A 24214-nucleotide genomic window follows, 5' to 3' on the forward strand; every position below is an offset into this window, starting at 1 on the left:
CTACAGAGGTTGGAGGCGTGTGTCTGCGGAAAACGCAGACACACGCCTCCTTCGCATTTCACCGGGGGTCGAACCCCCGGGCCCCCGCCAGGGAGGGCTTCGCCCCCCTGGACCCCCAGGCGAGTTGGTTGCGTAGGTGCCCAAGGGGCGGCGGGGACCGAGCGGCGGCCGGGAGCAAGGGACCTTTGGTATCGCCGAGAGGACGGCGGGGAGCAAGGGACCTTTGGTGTCGTCGTGTGGGGCGGCGGGGAGCGGGGGACCTTTGCTATCGCGTGGGGGTCGGGGCCACCCAGCAGGCGTAGCCGTCGGGGCGGTACAGGACGGCTTCGGTCGACGGCCAGGGCAGCCCGGTGACGAGTTGCGTGGTCAACCGGGGCGCCTGGGCCCGGGCGGCGTCGATATGGGCGGGCGTGGTCGTCAGGAGCACGAAATCGCCCGTCCGGAACAGAGTGCTCGGGCGAAGCGGGCCGGCCTCGGTGTCGACCTCCTGGTCGGTCAGCCGCGAGCCGAGCGCGGGGTGTGAAGTCCCGTAGGTCGTATAGCGGACCCCGAGACCGGAGACCATGCCCGACAGGTGCCTGCTCACCTGCGGCAGCGCGGCCAGCTCACCGAAAAGTGCGCGAAGCGCGCGTGACTCGCGAGACCGCGGAGTCAGTCCCAGCTGAGCGGCGACATTGTCCAGTACCTGCGCGCCCACCGGGTGCCGTTCCGCCTCATAGGTGTCGAGAAGGTCGTCACCGGCCCAGCCGTGCACGGTCGCGGCGAGCTTCCAGCCCAGGTTCATGGCGTCCTGCACGCCCAGGTTCAGCCCCTGGCCGCCCGCCGGGAAATGGATGTGTGCGGCATCGCCCGCCAGCAGGACCCGGCCCACGCGGTAGTGCTCTGCCAGCCGCGCGGCATCGGAGAACCGCGACGCCCACCGGATTTCCGACACCGTCGCGGAGTCGCCGTACGAGTCGAGCAGCGCTTGCCGCACTTCGTCGTGGGACACGGCGGACCGCATGTCCGCAGGCCGGGAGGCCCTGTCGCCGTAGATGAAGCGGTAGAGACCCGGTTCCCCCAACGGAATCAGACCCTTGAACGTGGTTGCACCGGTCGGCTCACCAACGTTGCGCATCGTTCGCCACTGCTTTTGCGCACCGTCGGGCACTTTGTCGAACAGGATGTCCGCGACCACACCGAAACCTTCACCGTCCACACCGGGGAAGTCGATCCCGAGTTCTTTGCGTACAACGCTTCGCGCACCGTCGCAGCCGACGAGGAACTTCGCGTTCAGCCGCGCTTCGCCACCGTCTGTTCGGTACCGAACAGACACAGAGTCCTTGTCCTGCACGAAATCGATTACTTCACTGCCGCGCAGCACCTTGGTTCCTTGTGCGGCAAGCCGTTCCTCCAAGTACGCCTCGACGCTCGCCTGCGGAATCCCCAGCTGGAAGGGGAATCGAGTGTCCCAACCGTCGTAATCGACGGGGATCATCGCGAAATGTCCATCCTGCACCGTCGCGAAGGAACGCTCCTCGGCGCCGTCCAGAAGTCCGCGCAGCTCCAGTATTTCCGCGGTGCGCGGCTGGAAGTTCAGCGCTTTCGACAGTCCGGTGCGCACGGGAAGCCGTTCCAGTACCACGACATCGACGCCGGCGAGCGCGAGCTCGTGCGCGAGCATCAGCCCGGTCGGTCCCGCTCCGGCCACGACCACGTCCGTCCCCAGGTTGTTCATACCACTCCTTAACGACGTTAAATTGACCTGTGCCCAGCTTGCCCTTAACATCGTTAAATTGTCAAGGTCGTATCGCGGGAAGAAGGTTCGAAGTGGGTCTGACCAGGCAGGACATCGCCCAAGCCGGACTTCGGCTGCTCAACGAGGTCGGGCTCAACGGGCTGACGCTCCGCCTGATCGCGCAGGAACTCGGCGTCAAGGCGCCGGCGCTGTACTGGCACATGAAGAACAAGCAGGAGCTGCTCGACGAGATGGCCACCCGGATGTACGCGGACGCGATGCCGGGCCGGGTGCCGGAAGGTATGGGGGAACGGGAGAGTCTTGAGTGGGCCTCACGGGCGTTGCGCCGGATGATGCTCGCTTACCGTGACGGGGCGAAGGTCTTCTCCGGGACTTTCCTGACCGACGACAGCCTGCTCGGTGACAATCCGTTTCAGGGACGTGTCGACGCCGGGCTCGAACCGTACCTGGCCGGACGAGCGCTGTTCACCGTCTACAGCTACGTCGTCGGTTTCAGCATCGAAGAGCAGGCCGTCTATCCGGTTCCGGGTGAACGGGACCCGCGTTACGACCTCGTGTCCACGGCGTGGGTCTTCGACGAGGATGTCGAGGGCAGGTTCGGCGACGGGCTGACCATGGTGCTCAACGGCGTCTTCGCTTGGCTGGATGACAAAGTTGTGTCATAAAGCCAGGTCAAACGCCTTCCGGGAAGTTAAGGGTACCCGCCTGAAAGCCGCTTCCGGGCCCATGTAATCTATTAACACAACGACGCGGGGTGGAGCAGCTCGGTAGCTCGCTGGGCTCATAACCCAGAGGTCGCAGGTTCAAATCCTGTCCCCGCTACAGAGAAAACGAAGCGCGTGTCTGCGAAAATCGCAGGCACGCGCTTCTTCTATTTCCGGTTCCGCGGCGCGTGCGCCCTCCGGGTCGATCACTCGCTGTCGTTGGTCGGGGCGGGGGACGCGTACCGCTGTCCGTGGCGAAGGCCGGTTGCGCAGCGTGTCCGGTCCATTGTGGACAGGCGTAGCGCGTTGGGCCGAATGAGCGCATATCACTAGCCACAATGGACAGATGTGCTGACCACAGTGGACACAGGTTCCGAAAAGTGGGACCGTAGAGGACGTGTCCGAATTGAATGCAACAGCCGCCGCACTGCTCGGTCTTCTCCACGACGGTCCCGCCACGGGCGGGCAACTGGTCGCGGGGGCGGGTGAGCGTTTCGGCGCCTTCTTCAGCGTGACCCGCAGCCAGGTGTACCGGGAGCTCCCCGCCTTGTCGAAGGAGGGCCTCGTCCGCCTCGGCAAGCAGGGCCCGCGGTCGAGCCAGCAGTACCTCATCACCGCGGCGGGCAAGAAGGCGTTCAAGACGTGGCTGTCCTCCGAAGCCGGTCCTGACCACCTCCGCAGCCCGCTGATCCTGCGTCTCGTGCACGCCGGTTCGCTGACGGCGAAGCAGCGCGCGAGCCTGCTCGAGTCGGCGCGCGCCAACTACACGCAGCAGCTCGACGAGGCGAAGGCCGCCACCAAGGCGGCCGACGGCCCGTACGCCAAGGCCGTCGCCGAGTTCGCCCAGGCGCAGGCCAAAGCGGCACTGAAACTGCTGGATTCCATCCCCCAGTCCTGACCCGGACAGGTGCCCACGACCGGTTCCCCGCAACCGGTCGTGGGTTTTGCCGTAACCTTGGCCGACGTGAGTGATGAGTTCGATGCGGCCCTGAAGGACCTGACCGGCAAGCTGACGCAGATCGAGTCGGTGATGGACCTGGATGCGCTGCGTGCCCAGGTGGCCGAGCTGGAGGAACAGGCCTCCAGCCCGAACCTCTGGGACGACCCCGAAGCGGCGCAGAAGGTCACCAGCCAGCTGTCCCACCGGCAGAGTGAGCTGCGACGCATTTCCGAGCTGCGGCAGCGGCTCGACGATCTGGGTGTCCTCTATGAACTGGCCGAGGCCGAGGGCGACTCCGCCAGTGTGGCCGAGTCCGAGTCCGAGCTCACGGCGCTCACCAAGGACATCGACGGCCTCGAGGTCCGCACCCTCCTGTCGGGTGAATACGACCCGCGCAACGCCGTGGTCACCATCCGGTCCGAGGCGGGCGGCGTGGACGCGGCCGACTGGGCCGAGATGCTGCTCCGGATGTACCTGCGCTGGGCGGAGCGGCACAACTACCCGACGGACGTCTACGACATCTCCTACGCCGAAGAGGCGGGGATCAAGTCGGCCACCTTCAAGGTGACGGCCCCCTACGTCTACGGCACGCTCTCGGTCGAACAGGGCACGCACCGGCTGGTGCGCATCTCGCCGTTCGACAACCAGAGCCGCCGCCAGACCTCCTTCGCGCACGTCGAGGTGATGCCCGAGGTCGAGGAGGTCGACCACGTCGACATCCCCGAGAAGGACATCCGCGTCGACGTGTACCGCTCGTCCGGCCCCGGTGGCCAGAGCGTGAACACGACCGACTCGGCGGTGCGCATCACGCATATCCCGACCGGCGTGGTCGTGTCGTGCCAGAACGAGAAGTCGCAGCTGCAGAACAAGGCGGCGGCGATGAAGGTCCTCCAGGCGCGGCTGCTGCTGCGGAAGAAGGAGGAGGAGCGCGCCGAGATGGACGCGCTCAAGGACGGCGGCTCGAGCTGGGGCAACCAGATGCGCTCCTACGTGCTGCACCCTTACCAGATGGTCAAGGACCTGCGGACCGAGTTCGAGGTCGGCAACCCGTCGTCCGTGCTCGACGGTGAGATCGACGGCTTCCTGGAGGCCGGCATCCGCTGGCGCAAGCAGTCCGGAGCCGCGTAGCAACCCTGCGTGAGAGAGCAAGGGACCTTTGCTGTCACTTTCCGGAAGAGAGTGATAGCAAAGGTCCCTTGCTCGCTTGGCCGCCGGGACCGGGCTACCCGGGCTTAACGAGCGGCATGGGTAGTATGCCGAACCGTGATCCGGCTCGAAGAGGTTTCCAAGGTCTACAAGACCTCGACCCGTCCCGCCCTCGAAAGGGTGTCGGTCGAGATCGACAAAGGTGAGTTCGTCTTCCTGATCGGTCCCTCGGGATCCGGCAAGTCGACCTTCCTGCGCCTTCTGCTGCGCGAAGAGGTGCCGAGCAAGGGTCGCGTGATGGTCTCCAACTTCGACGTCGCCAAGCTCGCCCGCCGCCGGGTGCCGCGCCTGCGGCAGACCATCGGCTGCGTCTTCCAGGACTTCCGCCTGCTGTCGAACAAGACCGTCGCCGAGAACGTCGCCTTCGCGCTCGAAGTGATCGGCAAGCCGCGCCCGACGATCCGCAAGGTCGTGCCCGAGGTGCTCGAACTCGTCGGCCTCGACGGCAAGGCCGACCGCCTGCCCAACGAACTCTCCGGTGGTGAGCAGCAGCGCGTCGCGATCGCGCGCGCGTTCGTGAACCGCCCGCTCGTGCTGCTCGCCGACGAACCGACCGGGAACCTGGACCCCGACACCAGCCAGGACATCATGTTGCTGCTGGAGCGGATCAACCGCACCGGCACGACGGTGCTGATGGCCACCCACGACCATTCGATCGTGGACTCGATGCGGCGAAGGGTCGTCGAACTCCAGCTCGGCAAGGTCATCCGTGACGACGCCCGAGGCGTTTACGGCATCGGCCGCTGACCGGCCCCGCCCTCCTCCGTTACCCACGACTTCCAAGGGACATCAACCCCGATGCGCGCCAGTTTCGTCTTCAGCGAGGTAGTCACCGGCTTGCGCCGGAACGTCACGATGACCATCGCGATGATCCTCACCACCGCGGTCTCCCTCGCCATGCTCGGCATCGGCCTGCTGGCCGTCGGCACGATCGACAAGATGAAGGCCAACTTCCTCTCCGACGTCGAGGTTTCGGTCTATCTGGTCAACGACATCAGCGCGGGTGACCCGAACTGCTCGCAGTCGGCCTGCCAGTCGCTGCGCCAGAGTCTCCAGGGCAACGACGGCGTCGAGTCGGTCGTGTACGAAAACCGTGCGCAGGCCTTCGAACGGTTCAAGAAGATGTTCGAGAGCCAGCCGGAACTGCTCGCGCTCACCGGCCCGGACGCGCTGCCCGCGTCGCTGCACGTCAAGTTGAAGAACCCCGAACGCAGCCAGGCGATCATCCAGGAGTACACCGGCAAACCGGGCGTCAGCAAGGTCGACGACCAGCAGAAGGCGCTGGACCGCGTGTTCAACGCGCTCAACGCCGTCCGGAACCTCGCCTTCGGTGCCGCGGTCATCATGGCGCTGGCCGCGCTGCTGCTGATCGCCAACACGATCCAGGTGTCGGCGTTCACCCGGCGCACCGAGGTCGGCATCATGCGGCTCGTCGGCGCCACCCGCTGGTACACGCAGCTGCCGTTCCTGCTGGAGGCGGTGGTGGCCGGTCTTGTCGGTGCCCTCATCGGTATCGTCTTCCTGATCCTCACCAAGGTGTTCCTGCTCGACCTGGTGCTCACGGGAGACGTGTTCCCGGCGATCAGCATGCTCGAATTGCTGTTCCCGGTGGCGCCGATCCTGCTCGCCGTCTCGGTCATCATTTCGGCGATCACCGGATACGTGACACTGCGCCTGTACGTGCGCCACTAGCCCGCCCGATAACCACCTGCTCGAACACAGAAACTCACGTAGAGTCGCCACTATGCCCAAGGAACGTGGACACAAGGTGATCGTGTCGAACCGCAAGGCTCGGCACGATTACTCCATCCTCGATACCTACGAAGCCGGTCTCGTGCTCGTAGGTACCGAGGTGAAGAGCCTGCGTGAGGGACGGGCATCACTGGCCGACGCGTTCGCCACGGTGGACGACGGCGAAGTCTGGCTGCGCAACGTGCACATCCCGGAGTACGTGCAGGGCACCTGGACGAACCACACGCCGCGGCGCACCCGGAAACTGCTGCTGCACCGCCAGGAGATCGAGAAGCTCATCGGCAAGACCAAGGAGAGCGGCCTTTCGCTGGTCCCGCTGTCGATGTACTTCAAGGACGGCAAGGTCAAGGTCGAGATCGCGCTCGCGAAGGGCAAGAAGTCCTACGACAAGCGTCAGGACATCGCCAAGCGGGACGCGGACCGCACCATCAGCCGGGCCATGGGCCGGGCGCTGAAGGGCCGGTACACCGATTGATCCACGGGCCCGCCTCGGACGCCGAAATCCCGGAGTGGATCTCGGCGCTGGGCATCGACGGACTCGTGGACCTTCACCTGCACTTCCTGCCGAAACCGGTCATGGACAAGGTGTGGGCCTACTTCGACCAGGCCGAGGAGCACTACGGCATGGCCTGGCCGGTGCACTACCGCACGTCGGAAGCGGAGCGGATCGAAACCCTGCGGTCGTTCGGCGTGCGCAAGTTCGCGCCGCTGGTCTATCCGCACAAACCCGGGATGGCCGAATGGCTGACGTCCTGGGCGCTGGAGTTCGCCGAGCGGGTCCCGGACGCCGTGCCGACGGGGACGTTCTATCCCGAGCCGTCGGCGCTGTCCGTTGTGGACGGTGCCCTGCGTGCGGGTGCCCGCTGTTTCAAGGCGCATGTCCAGGTCGGCGCCTACGATCCCCGCGACGAGCTGCTGGACGGCGTGTGGGGCGCGCTGGCGGACGCGGGAGTCCCGGTGGTCGTCCACTGTGGACACGGCCCGCTGCGGGGCGCCTACACCGGACTGCGGCTCTTCGAGGAGATCCTGGTCCGGCATCCCGAGCTGACGCTGGTGCTCGCGCACGCCGGCATGCCGGAGATCGACTTCGCGTTCGAGCTGGCGCGGAATTATCCGCGCGTGTACCTCGACACCACGATGGTCGGGGTGGAGTTCACCCGGCACGGCAACCCGCTCCCGCCGGACTGGACGGACCTGCTGGCGGAGTTCCCCGATCGCGTCGTGCTCGGCACCGACTTCCCCAACATCCCGTACTCCTACGCCACCCAGCTGCAGGCGATCGCCGGCTGGGCGGCCGACGATCGCCTGGGTGAGCCGTTCCTCCGGGCGGTGCTGCACGACACCCCCGCGAAGCTGCTCAGCGTTTGAGCTGCGCCAGCTCGGTGACCGAGACGGCGCGGCCGAGCAGTCGTGTCCCCAGCCTGGCGACCTGGATCTCCTTGCCCGCCAAGGAGAAACCGCCCATCGCCAGTGCCACCCACGGCACCGCGCCCTGGGTGAGACCGTCGCTCAGCGGGGCGAAACCGTGTGCGGCCAGCCCGAGCAGGCCGCCGGAGATCGCCAGCCCGGCCAGGACGAGCTGAGGCGTGCGAGCGGTCGACGCGGGGCCGGGGTCCTGCGTTTCGAAACGGGCGAAGAGCCGCAGGAGACCGAGAAGCACCAGCCCGCAGGCGCCGAGCCAAGCCGGGAGCATCGTCAGCCACAGCACCGAACCAGGTTCGGGAGTCGAGTACCCCAGGCCGTAGACCGCGACCCCGGAGACGACGATCAGCGCCGGCATGTGCCACAGGTAGACGGTCATGAACCGCGGGCCGATCCACTTCAGCGCGGCTTCGAGGTTCGGACGTGCGGCCAAAGCGTTCAGCTGCGGCTTGAAGGCCAGCAAGAGACCGATCTGGCCGATCGCGAGGAAGGCCAGCAGCACGGTCGGCGGGCTCATGTTCGACACCGGCGCGCCCGGCATGCCGATCATGCTGGCCGGGTAGGGGCCGAAGGCGACCATCAGCGCGGTGATGCCGAAGCCTGCGCACGCCATGCCCAGTGCGGCGTTGCGGCGGAGGGAGCCGAGACGGCCCTGTGTGTAGTGGAAACCGAGCTGGTGCACGGCGACCCAGACGAAGATCGCGTTCGCGAAACCGATCAGGCCGAGGTCGTTGAAGCGGGCGACGTCGACGAGGACGGCGGCGGCGAGCATCACGAGCGGGACCTTCAGGCCCCAGCGGCGATGTGCCGCGGCCATCAGCGGGGTGAGCAGCACGGTGAGCACGTAGACGGCCAGGAACCACAGCAGTTGCGCGGCGATCGCGCCGCCGACCTGCAGAGGCTGATCCGGGATGCCCATACCGCGCAGGATGTCCGGGACGAAGAGCCAGACGGCCACGAGCGGCAGTACCGGGAGCATCAGCCGCTTGAGCCGGGCCGCGAGCCAGGAGCGGGAACTTCCCGCGCGGTTGAGCGAGATCAGGTTCGCCGCGCCACCGGCGAAGAAGACCAGCGGCATCACTTGCGAGGCCCACGTGATGACCCACCAGCCGGGCGTCGCGAGGGCGTTGCCGGTGGAGAGGTGGCCGTCGGAGTAGGAAAGCACCGGCATGCCCCAGTGCTGAACGACGACCGCGAGGATCGCGACCGCTCGGACGATGTCGAGGAACCGGTCCCGGCCCCGCTTCTGGCTCGTGTGCATGCCAAGAAGCCTGGTGTTTCGGGCCTTCGGACACAGCGGTGCGGGCCGCCGTATCCGTCTTCCTGTTTTCGCCCTTCGAAGGTGGAGTTTTCCCTACCCCACGCCGTCGGGTTCGGGCTCCGGGCGCGGTGCGGGCTCCGGGACCGGGGCGGCGCAGAGCCGGAATTCCCAGCAGTCGTCCTCGGCGAGGCCGAGTTCGTAGCGGGTCTCGATCTTCGGCCCGTCGTGGAGATGGACGTGTTTGAGGACGGTGCCCGCGATCGGCTCGGTGTCGCCGAGTTCCTGGACTCGCCCGTCGAGCGGACCGCCGAAGAAGCGCGCGCTGTGGGAGGGCCTGCCGGTCATGGGGCCTCCTCGGTTCGGCTCGTCGCTCACCAACAGTCTGCCAATGTTAGGTGAGTGACGGCTTCGCCACCAAGAGCTACTTCAGCGTCGTCGAGAGGCGATAGCAAAGGTCCCTTGCTCTCTTTGCGCAGGTCAGCGTCCCAAGTACGTGAGGACCGCGCGGACCCGGCGGTGTTCTTCGGAACTGGCCTCCAGGCCGAGCTTCGAGAAGATGTTGCCGATGTGCTTCTCGACGGCGCCGTGCGAGACGACGAGCGAGTTCGCGATCGCGGTGTTCGACAGGCCCTGCGCCATCAGCCCCAGCACCTCGGATTCGCGGGCGGTGAGCGCGTCGAGCGGGTTCTTGCGGCCGCGTGCCATCAGCTGCGCGATGACGTCCGGGTCGATGGCCGTACCGCCACCGGCGACCCGCTTCACCGCGTCCAGGAAGTCACCGACGTCCGCGACGCGCTCCTTGAGCAGGTAGCCCACGCCGCCGGCGCCACCGGAGAGCAGTTCGACGGCGTAGCTCTCTTCGACGTATTGCGAAAGCACCAGGACGGGCAGCCCGGGGATGGCCTCGCGGGCGCCCAGCGCCGCGCGCAGGCCCTCGTCGGTGAAGGTGGGCGGCATCCGTACATCGACGATCGCGAGATCCGGCCGGTGCTCCTTGACCGCGTCCAGCAGGTCGTCGCCGTTGTCCACGGCCGCGACGGTCTTGATGTTCTCGTCGGCGAGCAGGCGGATCACCCCCTCGCGCAACAGAACCGCGTCTTCGGCGATGACAACCCGCATGCTGCCCCCAGCGTCGTGAGTGAATGGCAGAGCCTATTCACTCACGACCGGGTCACCATTGACACGGCAGGTCCGCGCGAATCACCGTCGGGCCACCGGGCGGGCTGACGACGGTGATCACGCCGTCGATCGTGGCCGCCCGGTCGGCGAGCCCGGCGAGACCGCCGCCGGGCCGGACCTCGGCGCCGCCGTGCCCGTTGTCGGTGATCTCGACGATCACCATCGAATCGGTGCGCCACACCTTCACGCCCGCTTCGGTCGCACCCGAATGCTTCGCGATGTTCGTCAGCGTCTCGCCGACGATGAAGTACGCCGTCGTCTCGACCGCGGCGGGAGGCCGCGGTTCGACGTCCACCTCGACGTCGACGTGGATCGGCGACTTCGCGGCCTGCGCGGACAGCGCGGCGTCGAGACCGCGGTCGCCGAGCACGGCCGGGTAGATGCCCCGGGCGAGGTCGCGCAGTTCCGACACAGCGAGTTTCGCGTCGAGGTGGGCTTCGTCGATCAGTTCGCGCACGGCGTCCGGGTCCTGGTCGAACTTCGACTTGGCGCGCCCGAGGCTCATCGCGACGGCGACCAGACGCTGCTGCGCGCCGTCGTGCAGATCGCGCTCGATACGGCGCCGTTCGGCCTCGGCGGCGTCGACACCGCGGGCCCGCGACGCCTGCAGGTGCTCCGCCTTCTGCTCCAGCCGCTGAGTGCGGTTCGGGCCCAGCAACGAGAACGCCAGATTGCCGTGCAGCCAGGCGAGCCACGGGGTCACCCAGATCGCCATCGGCAGCAGCACGATCGACGCGATCGCGATCGGGAGTTCCACGCAGGCCAACGGGAACGCCACCATCAGGTAGGCGAGGTCGCGCCAGGTCGTCGGATCGGTCAGCCGGGTCAGCCACCGCTTGACCGGTGAAAGTCCCTCGACGGGAAGCCGCTCGATCGGCTCCAGCGGGGTGTCCAGCATTTTCCGCGCCCAGCCCCGTTCGCGGTCGCCGGACCAGCGGATGAAGCTGGTCGTGGCCATGAGGATCGGGAAGCCGATCCACACCACGGCCGTCCCGATGCCGACCGCCAGGCCGACGATGATCAAAACGAACTGGAGCAGCCGGAACAGGAAGCTGACGAACATGTAGACGATCGATCTCAGCGGCCGTGGCCGCGGAATCTCGACGTGCTTCACCTGCTGGTCGATCGTCATCCGCGCACCGCGTCCATCGTCGGAACCTCGCCCCATGAATCCTCCAGACGGCGGCGCTGGGCGCGGGTGGGCCCGAGCAGCGCCGTCGCCAGCCGGGCGTGCATCCCCGCCAGCGCTTTCGTCAACGCTACCGAGAGGGCGATGCACAGCACTCCGAGAGCCGCCCAAGGCAGCGCCGAAACCGTCGAGTCGACGGTGAACCACGGCAGGTCCCAGCTGGGGAAGCGGTACTCGCCGCCCGGCAGGAAGCGGTAGTAGATCGGCAGGCCCGCGAGACCGAGACTGGTCGACCAGAAGACCGTGACCAGCACGAACTCGATGATCCCGAGCGGGAAGAGCAGCAGGAAGTAGCTCAGGTCACGCCAGGTCGAGCCGTCCTTCAGCCGTGCCTTCCAGCGCACCGACTGGCCGGCGGCGGGCAGCGGGAGGTACGGGAGATCGATGTAGCGGTCCAGCAGCGCGTAGACCCTCGCGCGCTCCATCCGGGCCGCGCCGCGGACCGACAGGATCACCAGCGCGAGGATGGGCAGCCCGATCCAGACGATCGCCGTGCCGATGCCCAGCCAGCCGAACGCCATCAGGAGCGCGAAGGCCAGCACGCCCATCGGCAGGTTCATCAGCAGGTAGACCAGCGAGCCGCCGAACGACGGATCGGACCTGCGCAGCTCCCGCTCGGCCGCTAGCGAACTCATGGTCGTGCTCCTCTCCAGGATCGATGGGACAAGCATCGTCTCCGGAGGGGGCGGAGGACATGGTGCCCGCGGGCATCTCCCGGGTGGGGCTAGCCCCACCGCCGGAAATAACCCTGTTGCCGTCCGCGTTATGATGGACAGGTCCCTACAAGGGGGTGAACGGTTTCGACTTTGGACGTTGAATCAGGAGAAGCGTGCCGGTGCAGGCGAGAGACCACCGTAAGCGTCATCGCAAACCAATAAGCGCCGAGCCTAAGAGCCAGCGCGAGTTCGCTCTTGCTGCCTAAGCAGTAGAGCAACTCTGTCGGTCCGGGGTCGCCTCCGACCCGGTCACCGGCATCAGCTAGGAGGCTTACCGTCACACTCGGCTACGGAGTGTGGTTGGGAAACAAACAGTGGCTGGGCTCGTCACTTCAGCTTGTTCGCGTGACTGAAGGGGCCAAGTAGAGACATAGCGGACTGCGCACGGAGAAGCCCTGGTGATACGCCAGAGGACCCGGGTTCAATTCCCGGCACCTCCACTGGTCAGCGGAAGCGGCTCTGCCCCTCGGGGCGGGGCCGCTTCTCGCGTTTGGTCGGGAGGTTTCGGCAAACGCTCGTGCTTGCCGGGGTGGCGGGTTGCGTCAAGGGTGCGGCGCGTTCAAAATACTCGTATGTTCAATTTGAATGAACATGACGACTCGCTGAACGCCGAAGTGTGCTCTCGGCTCCAGGAGCTGGGACTCCGTAGTGAAATGCTCGCCGACGCCCTGATGCGGCTCACCACGCGGTCCGGTGCTGCCCGGACATACCGTGTCGAGACCAGGCGGCGGATGAGCGCGGAACTGGCCACGGCGGTCCATTTTCCGTCGTCTCCGTCGCCGCTGCTGTTCACCACGTACCTCAGTGAACCGGTCGCCGAGCGGCTGCGCGCCCGCGGCATCGACTACGTGGACACCGCGGGCAACACTCACCTCGCCTGGGACGACGTCCTGATCGACGTCCGAGGCCGCCGCAAACCCGCCGTTCCGACCGGACATGCCTCACCGCGAGGAGCGGGCGCCTTCGGCCGGGCCGGTCTTCAGGTCCTGTTCGTCCTGCTCAGCTGGCCGGAGGCGGCCGACTTTCCGTATCGCCGACTGGCGGAAATGAGCGGCGTGTCGCTTGGAACGGTCAAGACGGTGGTCGATGAGCTCACCCGCGCCGGCTACCTGTACGAGCGAGGGAGCGAGCGACGGCTTGCCCGCGGAGCCGAGTTGCTCGACCGGTGGTCGGAGGCTTACTCGATCACCCTGGACGCTTCGTTGGCTCTCGGCGAATTCGCCGCGGCCGACCTCTCGTGGTGGCGCGACGCGGAAGCCGACTTGCTTTCTTCGGGGGTCCAGGTGGGCGGGGAGGCCGGGGCGAGCCTCATCGATCCGCATCTGCGGCCGGCCTCGCTCACTCTCTACGCCACCGGGCTACCGGCGCAGGTCATCGGCCGGCATCGGTTGGCGCGAGCGGAGAGCGGCGGCAACGTCCACATCAGAAGCCGGTTCTGGCGGGCTCCCGGGCCGGAGTCGTGGATCGTGCCGTCGCCGCTGATCTACGCTGACCTGCTTGCCTCGGGCGATCCGCGCCAGCGCGAGCACGGCGACCGGATTCGGAGCGGTGATGATCGACTTAAGCGCATCGACCGAACCTGAGCTCCGGCTTGCCGCGAGAGTGCTGACCCGGGTCGATGCCGTAGCGCGTGCCGCGGGTGTCGAGTACCTCGTGGTCGGGGCGACGGCGCGCACGATCTTGTCGATCGGGCTGGTCGGCGGGCCACCTGAGCGAGCAACCGAGGACATCGACATCGCCGCCGCGATGGGCACCTGGGACGATTTCGAACAGTTCGTCAGCCGGCTGGATCGACGTGGCCGGAGCGTGCATTCGTTTCTGGTGGAGGGCGTCGAGGTCGACGTGCTGCCCTATGGCGGCATCGAGGACGAAGACCGGACCATCCTCTGGCCTGACGACCATCGTATGAACGTCCGCGGGCTCCGCGAAGCTGTGGCATCGGCCGAGCCGGTGCTCCTGCCCGGCGGGGTCGTCATCAAGGTTCCCGCGGTTCCGGCGTTGGCACTGCTCAAGCTCTTGACCTGGTGGGATCGGCGTGCCGCGACCACGCGTGACGCCATCGACCTCGGGACGATGATCGGCTGGTATTCGTCGGGACCGTATTGGGACCGGCTCTACGACGAGGAACTCGAAGTCCTCGAACGGCACGGCTTCGACCCGGCGCTGGCGGGTGCCTGGCTACTGGGGTCGCATATGCCTGGCCTGTTGGACTCCGACGGCATCGCGGTACTCCTCGGCATCGTCGGTGACGAGGATGCGCTGGGCCGGTTGGGCACCGATCTCCGTCGCACGCGCGGGCCGGACCTTGTCCATGCGCTGGCCGAGGGAGTCAAGGATGCGGCCGCCGGTCGAGGCGAAGGGCTGTCGCAAGGTAATTGATATCGACGGAGATGGTGACCCGACGGCCACGGCGCGGCGCCAGGGCCTTGATCGGGATGCGACCGCCGGGAGACGCGGAATTGCCGCTCGATGTGTTGGCCTCAGCGGATTTCCCGATGCTCGTGCTGACCGGTGATCATCGGCGGGAGTACGAAATCATCGCCGACGAGATCGCGAAACGGACCGGTGCGCACCGTGACGTCGTGGCGGGAATGGCGCATTTGGTGCCGGACACGGGTGGACCGTTCAACGCCCGGCTGGGGACTTTTTTGGATCACGGAGAGTAGCAAAATCTAGATCGTTTTCGTCTCAATTCACCCGCGCCGGGAACTGTCGCGGGGAGGGATGTCATGCTGTGTGTCCGACCATGGCCCTCTTTCGAACCGACCCCGTGTCGCCGGAGGGCCGGAAGAAGGTGGCAGATGACCTGGGCTAGGCATTCCAGTCGTCCCGATCCCGCAGAAGACCAGAGCCGTATGGCAGGTGTGCGGGCTGAAGAAGAAATCCGCCTCACCGTGCAGAACGGCCGGGCCGCAAGGACCGTCGCCGGGCACTCTTCGGACGCACTCGACTGCGCCGAACTGCTGGCGATGCTGGGCCTCGAAGGAGTCCAGAAGAAGCACGCTCAGCGCACCTGACCCCCGATCCGGGTGGTCAGTTCGGCCGCGGTCAGCCGGACCTCTTCCGCGAGGTCAGGCCAAGTTTCCTCGCATCCCTCCGTCCCCGGGCAGAGGTGGCGCAGGGTCACGCTGATCGCGGCCATCGGCCGGCCGCCGTGGTCGAAGACCGGGCAGGCCACCGAGGCGAATCCTTCGGTGACATGGCCGTCTTCGACCGCCCAGCCGAGCCTGCCCTCCGCGTTCAACGTCCGGCGCAGTTCGGCGAGGGTCCGCGGGCCGCGGCCGGTGCGCAGGACGAACGCCGACGCCGCCGGGAAAAGCGCTCGGACATGCGGCGATGGCAGGTGCCGCAGGATCGCCCTGCCGGACGCTGTGAGCTGACCCGGCAGCCGGACGCCGACCTCCGTGACCAGGGTTTCGGGGCGCGTGGGGCGCTCTTTGACCAGGTAGAGCGACTCGTTGCCGTGCAGCACGCCGAGATGCGCGGTGTGCCCGACCCGGTCGGCGAGTTTGCGCAGCAACGGGACGGCGAGCCGTTCCAGCGGGTCGTGCCGCAGGTAGGCCGAGCCGAGTTCGAACGCGGCGATGCCGAGGCCGTACCGGCGCTCGGCGGGTAGGTGCGCCACGAAACCGGCGGCCTCCAGTTCGGCGAGCAGGTGATACGTCGTCGAGCGCGGCAGGCCGAGTTCGCGCGCGATCGCGGCCGCGGACACCGGACCCGGGCGAGCGGCGAGGGCGCGGAGGATGCCGAGGCCGCGTCGGAGGGCCGGTACTTCGCTGCTCTCACCCATGCTGACCTCCTGTTTCGCTCAGCGGGGGAGCAAGGGACCTTTGCTATCGCCTGTCCCCGCGTTGAGGCAGGCGATAGCAAAGGTCCCTTGCTCTCTTTCCGCAGGTGGGCGCCTTGACCGTGTGGATTTCGCTTCATCTAACGCAACAAAATCCACACGGTCCGTATCCACCGCTACGGGGCGTACAGGGTGTGTGGATATAGGGACACTCAACGTCCCTATATCCACACACCCCCGTCCCGCCGTCGCCCGCGATAGCAAAGGTCCCCTGCTCTCTCCACAGTGTCTTGGATACCAGACACAACCACCGGTTGGGGCCGCCCACCAGCGGGCATGGCGTTGTCCAATGGGGCTATGCCGGAAACCGTACTTCTGGGGTCCGAACCGCTTCGGCCCGAACAGGTCGTCGCGGTCGCCCGTGACCACTCGCCCGTCGCGGTCAGCGAAGCGGCAGAGAAGAACCTCGCCGCGACGCGTCAGCACATCGACAACCTCGCCCACGCCGGGACGCCGACGTACGGCGTTTCGACGGGCTTCGGGGCCCTCGCCACCAGGCACATCCCGCTCGAGAGCCGTACGGCGCTCCAGCGGTCGCTGATCCGCTCGCACGCGGCAGGCGCCGGTCCAGCCGTCGAAACCGAGGTCGTGCGCGCGCTGATGTTGCTGCGTCTCCGCACCCTCGCCAGCGGGTACACCGGCATCCGCCCGCAGACCGCGCAAGCGCTTGCGGCCCTGCTCAACGCCGGGATCACCCCGCTCGTCCACGAGTACGGCTCTCTCGGCTGCTCCGGTGACCTCGCGCCCCTGGCCGCTGTCGCGCTCGCGCTGATGGGGGAGGGCGAAGTCGAGTACAACGGCGAAGTCGTCCCGGCCGGCGTAGCGCTGAAGCACGCTGGGATCGAGCCGGTCGTTCTCGCGGAGAAGGAGGGGCTCGCCCTCACGAACGGGACCGACGGCATGCTCGGCATGCTCCTGCTGGCCGCGGCCGACCTGCGCAAGCTTCTCGACACCGCCGACATCACCGCGGCTATGAGCGTCGAAGCGCTCCTCGGCACTGATCGCGCGTTCGCCGCCGACCTCCAGGCCCTACGTCCGCACCCAGGGCAAGCCCGGAGTGCTCTGCGCATGTGGAACGCGCTTCAGGACTCGAAGATCGTCGAGAGCCACCGCGGCCCGGACTGCAATCGTGTCCAGGACGCCTACTCGCTCCGGTGCGCACCCCAGGTGCACGGAGGCGCACGCGACAGTCTCACGCACGCCGAACTCGTCGCCGAGCGTGAGCTGCACTCCGCGGTCGACAACCCGGTCGTGCTGTCCGACGGCCGCGTCGAGTCGAACGGCAACTTCCACGGCGCGCCGGTCGCCTACGTGCTCGACTTCCTCGCCATCCCGCTCGCGGACGTCGCCAGCATCGCCGAGCGTCGCACCGACCGCATGCTCGACAAGGCCCGTTCGCACGGGCTGCCGCCGTTCCTCGCGTTCGACCCCGGCGTCGACTCCGGCCACATGATCGCCCAGTACACGCAGGCGGCCGTGGTCAGCGAACTTAAGCGCCTCGCGGTGCCGGCGTCGGTCGACTCGATCCCGAGCAGCGCCATGCAGGAGGACCACGTCTCCATGGGCTGGTCCGCCGCGCGCAAGCTGCGCAAGGCCGTCGAAGGGCTCAACACCGTCCTCGCCATCGAACTGCTCACCGCCGCGCGGGCACTCGACATGCGCGCGCCCCTGGTCCCGTCGCCGGTCACCGGCCGGGTCCGGGATCTCGTCCGTACCAAGGTCGAGGGTCCCGGCCCCGACCGTCATCTGGCGCCGGAGATCGCCGCCGCCGAAGAACTCGTCGCGTCGGGTGCCGTCCTCGCCGCGGCCCAACTGGAGGTCTGAGCCCATGACCCGCACGGTCCGTGCCGCCCGAGGCACCACGCTCACCGCGAAGAACTGGCAGACCGAAGCCGCGCTGCGGATGTTCCACAACAACCTCGACCCCGAGGTCGCCGAGCGGCCCGAGGACCTGGTCGTCTACGGCGGCACCGGCAAGGCCGCCCGCAACTGGGCCAGCTTCGACGCGATCACCCGTGAACTGACCACTTTGGACGGTGACGAGACCCTGCTCGTCCAGTCCGGCAAGCCGGTCGGCGTGTTCCGCACGCACGAATGGGCGCCGCGGGTGCTCATCGCGAACTCCAACCTCGTCGGCGACTGGGCGACGTGGCCGGAATTCCGCCGTCTGGAGGCGCAGGGCCTGACCATGTACGGCCAGATGACCGCGGGGTCCTGGATCTACATCGGCACACAGGGAATCCTGCAGGGCACCTACGAAACCTTCGCCGCCGTCGCGAAGAAGCGGTTCGGCGGCAGCCTCAAGGGCACGCTCACCGTCACCGCCGGGCTCGGCGGCATGGGTGGCGCGCAACCGCTGGCCGTCACGATGAACGACGGCGTCGCGCTCGTCATCGAATGCGACCCGCAGCGCGCCCACCGCCGCGTCGAGACCCGCTACCTCGACGAGGTCGCCGACGACCTCGACGACGCCATCCGCCGGGTGGAGGCCGCGAAGAAGGAAAAGCGCGCGCTGTCCGTCGGCGTGGTCGGCAACGCCGCCGAGGTGTTGCCCGAACTGCTGCGCCGTGGTGTCGAGGTCGACATCGTGACCGACCAGACTTCCGCGCACGACCCGCTTTCCTACCTGCCCAAGGGTGTCGCCGTCGACGAGTGGCAGGACTACGCGGACAAGAAGCCCGACGAGTTCACCGAACGCGCCCGCGAATCGATGGCGGAGCACGTCGACGCGATGCTCGGCTTCCTCGACAAGGGCGCCGAGGTCTTCGACTACGGCAACTCCCTGCGCGGTGAGGCGAAGCTCGGCGGCTGCGAACGCGCTTTCGATTTCCCCGGCTTCGTGCCCGCCTACATCCGCCCGCTGTTCTGCGAAGGCAACGGCCCGTTCCGCTGGGCGGCGCTGTCCGGTGACCCGGAGGACATCGCGGCCACCGACCGCGCGATGCTGGAACTGTTCCCGGAGAACGAATCCCTCGCCCGATGGATCAAGTTGGCAGGCGAACGCGTCGCCTTCCAAGGGCTTCCGGCGCGGATCTGCTGGCTCGGCTACGGTGAGCGGCACCTCGCCGGTCTGCGGTTCAACGAGATGGTGGCCAGCGGCGAACTGAAGGCGCCGGTCGTCATCGGCCGCGACCACCTCGACTCGGGCAGCGTCGCGTCGCCGTACCGCGAGACCGAGGGCATGGCCGACGGCTCCGACGCGATCGCCGACTGGCCGCTGCTGAACGCGCTGGTCAACACGTCGTCGGGCGCCAGCTGGGTGTCGATCCACCACGGCGGCGGCGTCGGCATGGGCCGCTCCATCCACGCCGGCCAGGTCAGCGTGGCGGACGGAACCCTTTTGGCGGCGCAGAAACTCGAGCGCGTGCTCACCAACGACCCGGGCATGGGCGTCATCCGGCACGTCGACGCCGGATACGACCGCGCGGCCGAGGTCGCCGACGAGCGCGGTGTGCGGGTGCCGATGCGGGACGCCGAGTGACCGCGTCCTCGCTGCTGGAGGAGATCGCGGACGTCGGCCGCGATCCGAAGCGGGGCGGCTACTCGCGCCACGCCTTCGACGCGGCTGAAACCGAACTGCGCGCGTGGTTCGTCGAGCGGGCGGGACGACTCGGACTCGGCGTCGAGACCGATCGCAACGGCAACATCTGGGCCTGGTGGGGTACCCCCGGCCCGGACGCCGTCGTCACCGGGAGCCACCTCGATTCGGTTCCCGGCGGCGGCGCCTTCGACGGCCCGCTCGGCGTCGCTAGTGCGCTCGACGCGGTGGAGATCTTGCAGACCAAGGGATTCCGTCCCGCCAAGCCGTTCGCCGTCGTGGTTTTCGCCGAGGAGGAGGGTGGCCGTTTCGGTGTGCCGTGCCTCGGCTCGCGGCTGCTGACCGGCACCATCGACGCGGACAAGGCGCGTGGCCTGCGCGACCCGGACGGCGTCACGTTCGCCGAAGCGGCGGCGAAATCCGGGCTCGACCCCGAGCGGGTCGGCCGCGATCCCGAGCGGCTCGGCCTCATCGGGCGGTTCCTCGAACTGCACGTCGAGCAGGGGCGCGGGCTGATCGACCTCGGTTCGCCGGTCGCCGTCGGCAACACGGTGATCGCCCACGGGCGGTGGCGATTCTCCTTCCAGGGCCAGGGAAACCACGCCGGTGCGACGCTGATCGGTGATCGGCGTGACCCGATGATCCCGGCCGCGGAAACCGTGCTCGCCGTGCGGAAACTGGCGAAGGCGACCGCCGACGCGAGGGCCACGGTCGGGCGGCTCGTGCCGGTGCCCGGCGGGACCAACGTCATCGCGTCCACTGTGGACCTGTGGCTGGACGCGCGGGTGCCGGGTGTCGAAACGCCCGCGCTCGTCGCGGAGATCGTGAAGCTGGCCGAGGAAGCCGCGGGTCAGGAAGGATGCCGGGTCGAGGTGACCAGGGAGTCGTACTCTGACGACGTGGTCTTCGACGACGCCCTGCGCCGCGATCTGGGCACCTGGCTGGGCGGGCCGCCGGAGCTGCCGACCGGCGCCGGGCACGACGCGGCGATCCTCGCCGGTTTCGTCCCCTCGGGGATGCTCTACGTGCGTAACCCCACCGGCATCAGTCATTCCCCGGAGGAGTTCTCGGAGGCGGAGGACGTCGACCATGGCGCCCGTGCCCTCGCGGAAGTCCTGGAGAAACTGTCGACATGACGACATATTGGTGTGAACGGGCCTGGTTGCCGGACGGGATCGCCGACGCCGTCCGGATCGAGGTCGACGGCGGAACGATCAGGTCCGTGACGGCGAACGCGCCTCGCGGTGGAACCGTCCTGAGTGGACTGACGCTGCCGGGGTTCGCGAACGGGCATTCGCACGCGTTCCATCGTGCGCTGCGCGGGAGGACGCACCACGACCGCGGGACCTTCTGGACGTGGCGCGAGCGGATGTACTCGCTCGCGTCCCGGCTGGATCCGGACTCGTATTACCGCCTGGCCCGCGGGGTCTACGCGGAGATGGTGCTGGCCGGGTACACGAGCGTCGGCGAGTTCCACTATCTGCACCACGCGCCGGGCGGAAAGCCTTATGCCGAGCCGAACGCGATGGGTGAGGCGCTGCGGCAGGCCGCCCGGGACGCCGGGATCCGGCTGACGTTGCTCGACACGTGCTATCTCTCGGGCGGCATCGGCGTGGAACCCGACGAGGTGCAGTGGCGGTTTTCCGATGGGACGGCCACGAAGTGGGCACAACGAGCCGGCGAACTGCGGGAGGACGAGACGTTCCGGGTGGGTGGCGCGATCCATTCGGTGCGCGCCGTTCCCGAAGATCAACTGTCCGAAGTGGACAACGGCACGCCTGAAGATCGCCCGCTGCATATTCATCTTTCCGAGCAGCGCGCCGAGAACGAGCAGTGCATGGCGGCCTATCACTGGACTCCGACGGGACTGCTCTGGGACAACGGCGTACTCGGCGAGCGGCTCACCGCGGTGCACGCGACTCATCTGACGCCGGGCGACATCAAGTGGCTCGGCGAGGCGGGGAGCCGCGCGTGTTTCTGCCCGACGACCGAGCGGGATCTCGGCGACGGCATCGGTCCGGCGCGGACGTTGCTGGACGCGGGAGTGCGGCTGTCCCTCGGCAGCGACAGCAACGCGGTCGTCGACGCGTTCGAGGAGACCAGGGCCCTGGAACTGAACGAGCGGCTCGCCAGCGAACAGCGCGGCAGGTTCACCGCCGACGAACTGCTCGCGGCGGCGACGGATCACGGCGCGATCGGCTGGGACGAGGTCGGCAGGCTGGCCCCGGGTGCGGGTGCGGACCTGGTCACGGTGGGCCTCGGGTCGGTGCGGACCGCGGGGATCGAGCCGTCCGGGGTGGTCTTCGCCGCTTCCGGGGCGGACGTCCGGGACGTGGTCGTCGCCGGGCGTGAGATCGTCCGCGAGGGCGTACATCAGCTGATCGACCGGCCGGAAACGGTCCTGGCCAAGGAGATCGAGGCATTGTGGCAGTCCTGATCACGGGAATCGGCGAACTCACCACGAACGACCCCGAACTGGGCAAGCTTCGCGATGCCGCAGTCGTCATCGAAGGCGAGGAGATCGCCTGGGCCGGTGCGGCGGCGGACGCGCCCGACGCGGACGAGCGGATCGACGTCGAGGGCCGCGCGGTGCTGCCCGGCTGGGTGGACAGCCATACGCACCTCGTCTTCGCCGGGGACCGGACGGCCGAGTTCGAGGCGCGGATGGCCGGGAAGGCGTACAGCGCCGGGGGCATCGCGGTCACCGTCGAGGCGACGCGGTCGGCTTCCGACGAGCAGCTGGCGGCGAACCTGCGGCGGCACGTCGACGAAGCGGCGAAGCAGGGCACGACCTGTCTGGAGACGAAGACCGGGTACGGGCTCAACGTCGAAGACGAGGTGCGCTCGGCGCGGATCGCGGCAGGCGTGGCCGACGAGGTCACCTTCCTCGGCGCGCATCTGGTGCCGCCCGGCGCCGACGCCGAATCCTATGTGGACTTGGTGTGCGGTGACATGCTCGACGCCGTCGCGCCGCTCGTGCGGTGGGCGGACGTGTTCTGTGAGACCGGCGCGTTCGACGAGGCGCAGTCCGGGCGGGTGCTGAAGGCGGCGCGGGAACGTGGCCTGGGACTGCGAGTGCACGGGAACCAGTTGGGGGAGGGACCCGGGGTGCGGCTCGCCGTCGAGCTGGGGGCGGCGAGTGTCGACCACTGCACGTACCTGAGCGAAGCGGACGTCGAGGCTCTCGCCGCTTCGGACACCGTCGCGACCCTGTTGCCGGCTTGCGACCTGTCGACCCGGCAGCCGCTGGCGCCCGCGCGGCGGCTCCTGGACGCGGGCGCGACGGTCGCGCTGGCCAGCAACGCGAACCCGGGCAGCTCGTACACGACGTCGATGGCGTTCTGTGTCACGACCGCGGTGCTGCAGATGCGGATGACCATCGACGAGGCCGTCTGGTCGGCGACGGCGGGCGGCGCTCGTGCTCTGCGCCGCGACGACGTCGGCGTGATCCGGGTTGGCGCGCGGGCGGACCTTCAGGTGCTGGAAGCGCCTTCGGTCACGCACCTCGCGTATCGGCCGGGGGTGCCGCTGACGGTCGGTGTGTGGCGGCGCGGGGAGCTTCTGACCAGCGGTTTCGGCTCAAAACGATAGCAAAGGTCCCTTGCTCCCCCGGCGGGATCAGGAGGCTTGGTCGAGGGTGTCTTCGACGCGCTCACGCAGTGCGGGCGGGAGTTCGCCGAGCAGGTGCGACCACTGCTCGATCCGCTTCTCACTCAGGTGGGTGAGGAGGTCGAGCAGCGGCGGCCACAGGTCCTCGGCGGCGGCCGCGACCCGCAGGAGGACCCGGAACCGCTCCTCGGACAGCAGGCCGAGGACGTGGTCGATCCGGCCCTTGTCGTCGAGGACGAACGCGATCCGGATCAGCGCTTCGTCGCCGATGACGGCGAGGGCCTTCCGCACCGTCGGATCGGGCAGATGACCGACGAACCGGCCGACGGTGATCCAGTCCTCGCGGCGCACCAGTTCCCCGGCGACCGCGACGACGGTGTCGAGCGGGATCCGGGTGATGATCGCGCTCGCCCGCCGCGGGTCAAGTTCGGCCGCGACATCGGCCAGGAACCGCGGGTGCAGCCGTTTCGCTACGTCGACGCCCCGGGAGACGTCCACCAGCCCGGCGATCCGGGCGCACAGAAGCGGGCCGAAGACCTTCTCGGCGATCTTCGCGAGGATCGGCCCCGGGACCAGCTTGCTCGCCATCGCCATCCGCTCGAGGACGGCGAGGTTGGCGTCGAACAGCGTGTCCGTGACTTGCTCACGGAACGCCTGGAGTTCGGCGGCGTCCACGTTTTCCAGGTAGGCGAGCCGCTCGGGGGTGGTTCCGAGGACGCGCGCGAGTTTGAGGATCTCCGCCTGCGAAGCGAAGTTTTCGGTGGTCACAGGCCCACCACCTTGCGGACGGTGCCACGCAGAAGGGCGGGTACATACTTCAGGCCCTCTTCGCCCGCTTCGGCCAACGCCTTGGCCTGGCGGTGGCGCGCGTCGCGCACCGCGTCGGAGAGGTCCTGTTTCTCGTCGTCGGCCAGCGCTTCGATGCCTGCCGGGACAGGACCGCCTAGCTGACCGGAGAGTGTGCGCTCGGCCATGGTCGATCATCATGCCTCATCGGGGCGCCGAGGGGCGGAGGAAGCGGGGGACCTTTACTTTCGTCCATGGCGGACCGCCCGTCACGGCTTGTAGCGTCCCGTTGGTGAAGGACGGTGAGGAGCCCACGCGGCGCGGCCG

General features: G+C 68.1%; 25 protein-coding genes, 1 tRNA gene and 1 other RNA gene. 18 read left to right on the top strand and 9 right to left on the bottom strand.

All coding sequences use genetic code 11. From position 1 onward, the window contains the following. Positions 1-265: 265 nt before the first annotated feature. A complete protein-coding gene (locus tag L324_RS14960) occupies positions 266-1717 on the bottom strand; it encodes an FAD-dependent monooxygenase (protein ID WP_037307637.1) in 1452 nt (483 codons plus the stop codon). 92 nt (positions 1718-1809) lie between these two features. Here L324_RS14960 and L324_RS14965 point away from each other — a divergent pair, with 92 nt between their 5' ends. From L324_RS14965 to L324_RS15000, 8 genes are all read left to right on the top strand, one after another. Further along, positions 1810-2403 carry a TetR family transcriptional regulator gene (locus tag L324_RS14965; RefSeq protein WP_037307641.1) on the top strand — a complete coding sequence of 198 codons (594 nt, stop codon included), beginning with the start codon at positions 1810-1812 and terminating at the stop codon, positions 2401-2403. Between the two features lie 83 nt (positions 2404-2486). After that, a tRNA-Met gene (locus L324_RS14970) sits at positions 2487-2560 on the top strand. Positions 2561-2839: 279 nt separating this feature from the next. Next, on the top strand, positions 2840-3340 hold the full coding sequence (locus L324_RS14975) for a PadR family transcriptional regulator (RefSeq protein ID WP_037307644.1): 501 nt from the start codon (positions 2840-2842) through the stop codon (positions 3338-3340). Between the two features lie 66 nt (positions 3341-3406). Further along, positions 3407-4510, top strand: a complete 1104-nt coding sequence (gene prfB, locus L324_RS14980; RefSeq protein ID WP_020633848.1) for a peptide chain release factor 2 — start codon at positions 3407-3409, stop codon at positions 4508-4510. A gap of 135 nt (positions 4511-4645) precedes the next feature. Further along, on the top strand, positions 4646-5335 hold the full coding sequence (gene ftsE, locus L324_RS14985; protein ID WP_005168409.1) for a cell division ATP-binding protein FtsE: 690 nt from the start codon (positions 4646-4648) through the stop codon (positions 5333-5335). A 51-nt stretch (positions 5336-5386) separates the two neighbouring features. Further along, the gene (gene ftsX / locus L324_RS14990) at positions 5387-6280 is read left to right on the top strand and encodes a permease-like cell division protein FtsX (protein ID WP_037307647.1); all 894 of its coding nucleotides are present in this window, start codon (positions 5387-5389) and stop codon (positions 6278-6280) included. Positions 6281-6332: 52 nt separating this feature from the next. Further along, a complete protein-coding gene (smpB, locus tag L324_RS14995; RefSeq protein ID WP_037307650.1) occupies positions 6333-6815 on the top strand; it encodes an SsrA-binding protein SmpB in 483 nt (160 codons plus the stop codon). Next, entirely contained in the window at positions 6812-7708 is an 897-nt protein-coding gene (locus tag L324_RS15000; RefSeq protein WP_037307653.1) for an amidohydrolase family protein, read from the top strand. The genes smpB and L324_RS15000 overlap by 4 nt, the downstream gene beginning before the upstream one ends. On the opposite strand, the gene L324_RS15005 is transcribed toward L324_RS15000, so the two are convergent. From L324_RS15005 to L324_RS15025, 5 genes are all read right to left on the bottom strand, one after another. Further along, complete coding sequence (locus L324_RS15005; protein ID WP_037307655.1) at positions 7698-9023, bottom strand: acyltransferase family protein; 1326 nt, start codon at positions 9021-9023, stop codon at positions 7698-7700. The two genes, L324_RS15000 and L324_RS15005, sit on opposite strands and share 11 nt — an antisense overlap. 93 nt (positions 9024-9116) lie before the next feature. Beyond that, positions 9117-9368, bottom strand: coding sequence for a DUF8847 domain-containing protein (locus L324_RS15010; RefSeq protein WP_037307658.1), 252 nt, complete (start codon positions 9366-9368; stop codon positions 9117-9119). 132 nt (positions 9369-9500) lie between these two features. Beyond that, positions 9501-10142: a response regulator transcription factor gene (locus L324_RS15015; RefSeq protein ID WP_037307660.1), complete on the bottom strand. Its 642-nt coding sequence runs from the start codon at positions 10140-10142 to the stop codon at positions 9501-9503. A 52-nt stretch (positions 10143-10194) separates the two neighbouring features. After that, positions 10195-11334: a sensor histidine kinase gene (locus tag L324_RS15020; RefSeq protein WP_037307663.1), complete on the bottom strand. Its 1140-nt coding sequence runs from the start codon at positions 11332-11334 to the stop codon at positions 10195-10197. Beyond that, a complete protein-coding gene (locus L324_RS15025) occupies positions 11331-12026 on the bottom strand; it encodes a sensor domain-containing protein (protein ID WP_037307666.1) in 696 nt (231 codons plus the stop codon). The genes L324_RS15020 and L324_RS15025 overlap by 4 nt, the downstream gene beginning before the upstream one ends. Positions 12027-12177: 151 nt before the next feature. Here L324_RS15025 and ssrA point away from each other — a divergent pair. The 5 genes from ssrA to L324_RS42990 all read left to right on the top strand — a co-directional run bounded on the left by ssrA (position 12178) and on the right by L324_RS42990 (position 15124). Beyond that, positions 12178-12550: a transfer-messenger RNA gene (ssrA, locus tag L324_RS41160) on the top strand. Between the two features lie 210 nt (positions 12551-12760). Further along, on the top strand, positions 12761-13690 hold the full coding sequence (locus L324_RS15030) for a type IV toxin-antitoxin system AbiEi family antitoxin (RefSeq protein ID WP_037307668.1): 930 nt from the start codon (positions 12761-12763) through the stop codon (positions 13688-13690). Further along, entirely contained in the window at positions 13659-14486 is an 828-nt protein-coding gene (locus L324_RS15035; protein WP_152546863.1) for a nucleotidyl transferase AbiEii/AbiGii toxin family protein, read from the top strand. Before L324_RS15030 ends, L324_RS15035 begins: the two co-directional genes overlap by 32 nt. A gap of 116 nt (positions 14487-14602) precedes the next feature. Beyond that, positions 14603-14773, top strand: a complete 171-nt coding sequence (locus L324_RS15040) for a hypothetical protein (protein ID WP_175583835.1) — start codon at positions 14603-14605, stop codon at positions 14771-14773. A 198-nt stretch (positions 14774-14971) separates the two neighbouring features. Continuing rightward, positions 14972-15124: a hypothetical protein gene (locus tag L324_RS42990; protein ID WP_162531616.1), complete on the top strand. Its 153-nt coding sequence runs from the start codon at positions 14972-14974 to the stop codon at positions 15122-15124. Here L324_RS42990 and L324_RS15045 read toward each other — a convergent pair. Then, on the bottom strand, positions 15112-15897 hold the full coding sequence (locus L324_RS15045; RefSeq protein ID WP_037307675.1) for an IclR family transcriptional regulator: 786 nt from the start codon (positions 15895-15897) through the stop codon (positions 15112-15114). The two genes, L324_RS42990 and L324_RS15045, sit on opposite strands and share 13 nt — an antisense overlap. 354 nt (positions 15898-16251) lie before the next feature. Here L324_RS15045 and hutH point away from each other — a divergent pair, with 354 nt between their 5' ends. From hutH to hutI, 5 genes are read left to right on the top strand one after another with little or no spacing between them, the layout of a single operon-like run. Then, a complete protein-coding gene (gene hutH / locus L324_RS15050) occupies positions 16252-17778 on the top strand; it encodes a histidine ammonia-lyase (protein ID WP_037307679.1) in 1527 nt (508 codons plus the stop codon). A 4-nt stretch (positions 17779-17782) separates the two neighbouring features. Further along, complete coding sequence (hutU, locus tag L324_RS15055; RefSeq protein ID WP_037307681.1) at positions 17783-19435, top strand: urocanate hydratase; 1653 nt, start codon at positions 17783-17785, stop codon at positions 19433-19435. After that, positions 19432-20628, top strand: coding sequence for an allantoate amidohydrolase (locus L324_RS15060; protein WP_037307683.1), 1197 nt, complete (start codon positions 19432-19434; stop codon positions 20626-20628). Before hutU ends, L324_RS15060 begins: the two co-directional genes overlap by 4 nt. Further along, the gene (locus L324_RS15065; protein WP_037307685.1) at positions 20625-21929 is read left to right on the top strand and encodes a formimidoylglutamate deiminase; all 1305 of its coding nucleotides are present in this window, start codon (positions 20625-20627) and stop codon (positions 21927-21929) included. The genes L324_RS15060 and L324_RS15065 overlap by 4 nt, the downstream gene beginning before the upstream one ends. Further along, complete coding sequence (gene hutI / locus L324_RS15070) at positions 21917-23083, top strand: imidazolonepropionase (RefSeq protein ID WP_037307687.1); 1167 nt, start codon at positions 21917-21919, stop codon at positions 23081-23083. The genes L324_RS15065 and hutI overlap by 13 nt, the downstream gene beginning before the upstream one ends. A gap of 27 nt (positions 23084-23110) precedes the next feature. On the opposite strand, the gene L324_RS15075 is transcribed toward hutI, so the two are convergent. Beyond that, positions 23111-23869 (bottom strand): hypothetical protein, encoded by a 759-nt coding sequence (locus L324_RS15075; protein WP_037307690.1) that lies wholly within the window; start codon positions 23867-23869, stop codon positions 23111-23113. After that, a complete protein-coding gene (locus L324_RS15080; RefSeq protein ID WP_037307692.1) occupies positions 23866-24075 on the bottom strand; it encodes a hypothetical protein in 210 nt (69 codons plus the stop codon). The genes L324_RS15075 and L324_RS15080 overlap by 4 nt, the downstream gene beginning before the upstream one ends. Between the last annotated feature and the right edge of the window lie 139 nt (positions 24076-24214).

It is taken from the genome of Amycolatopsis orientalis DSM 40040 = KCTC 9412 (genome assembly GCF_000478275.1).
Lineage (GTDB): Bacteria > Actinomycetota > Actinomycetes > Mycobacteriales > Pseudonocardiaceae > Amycolatopsis > Amycolatopsis orientalis.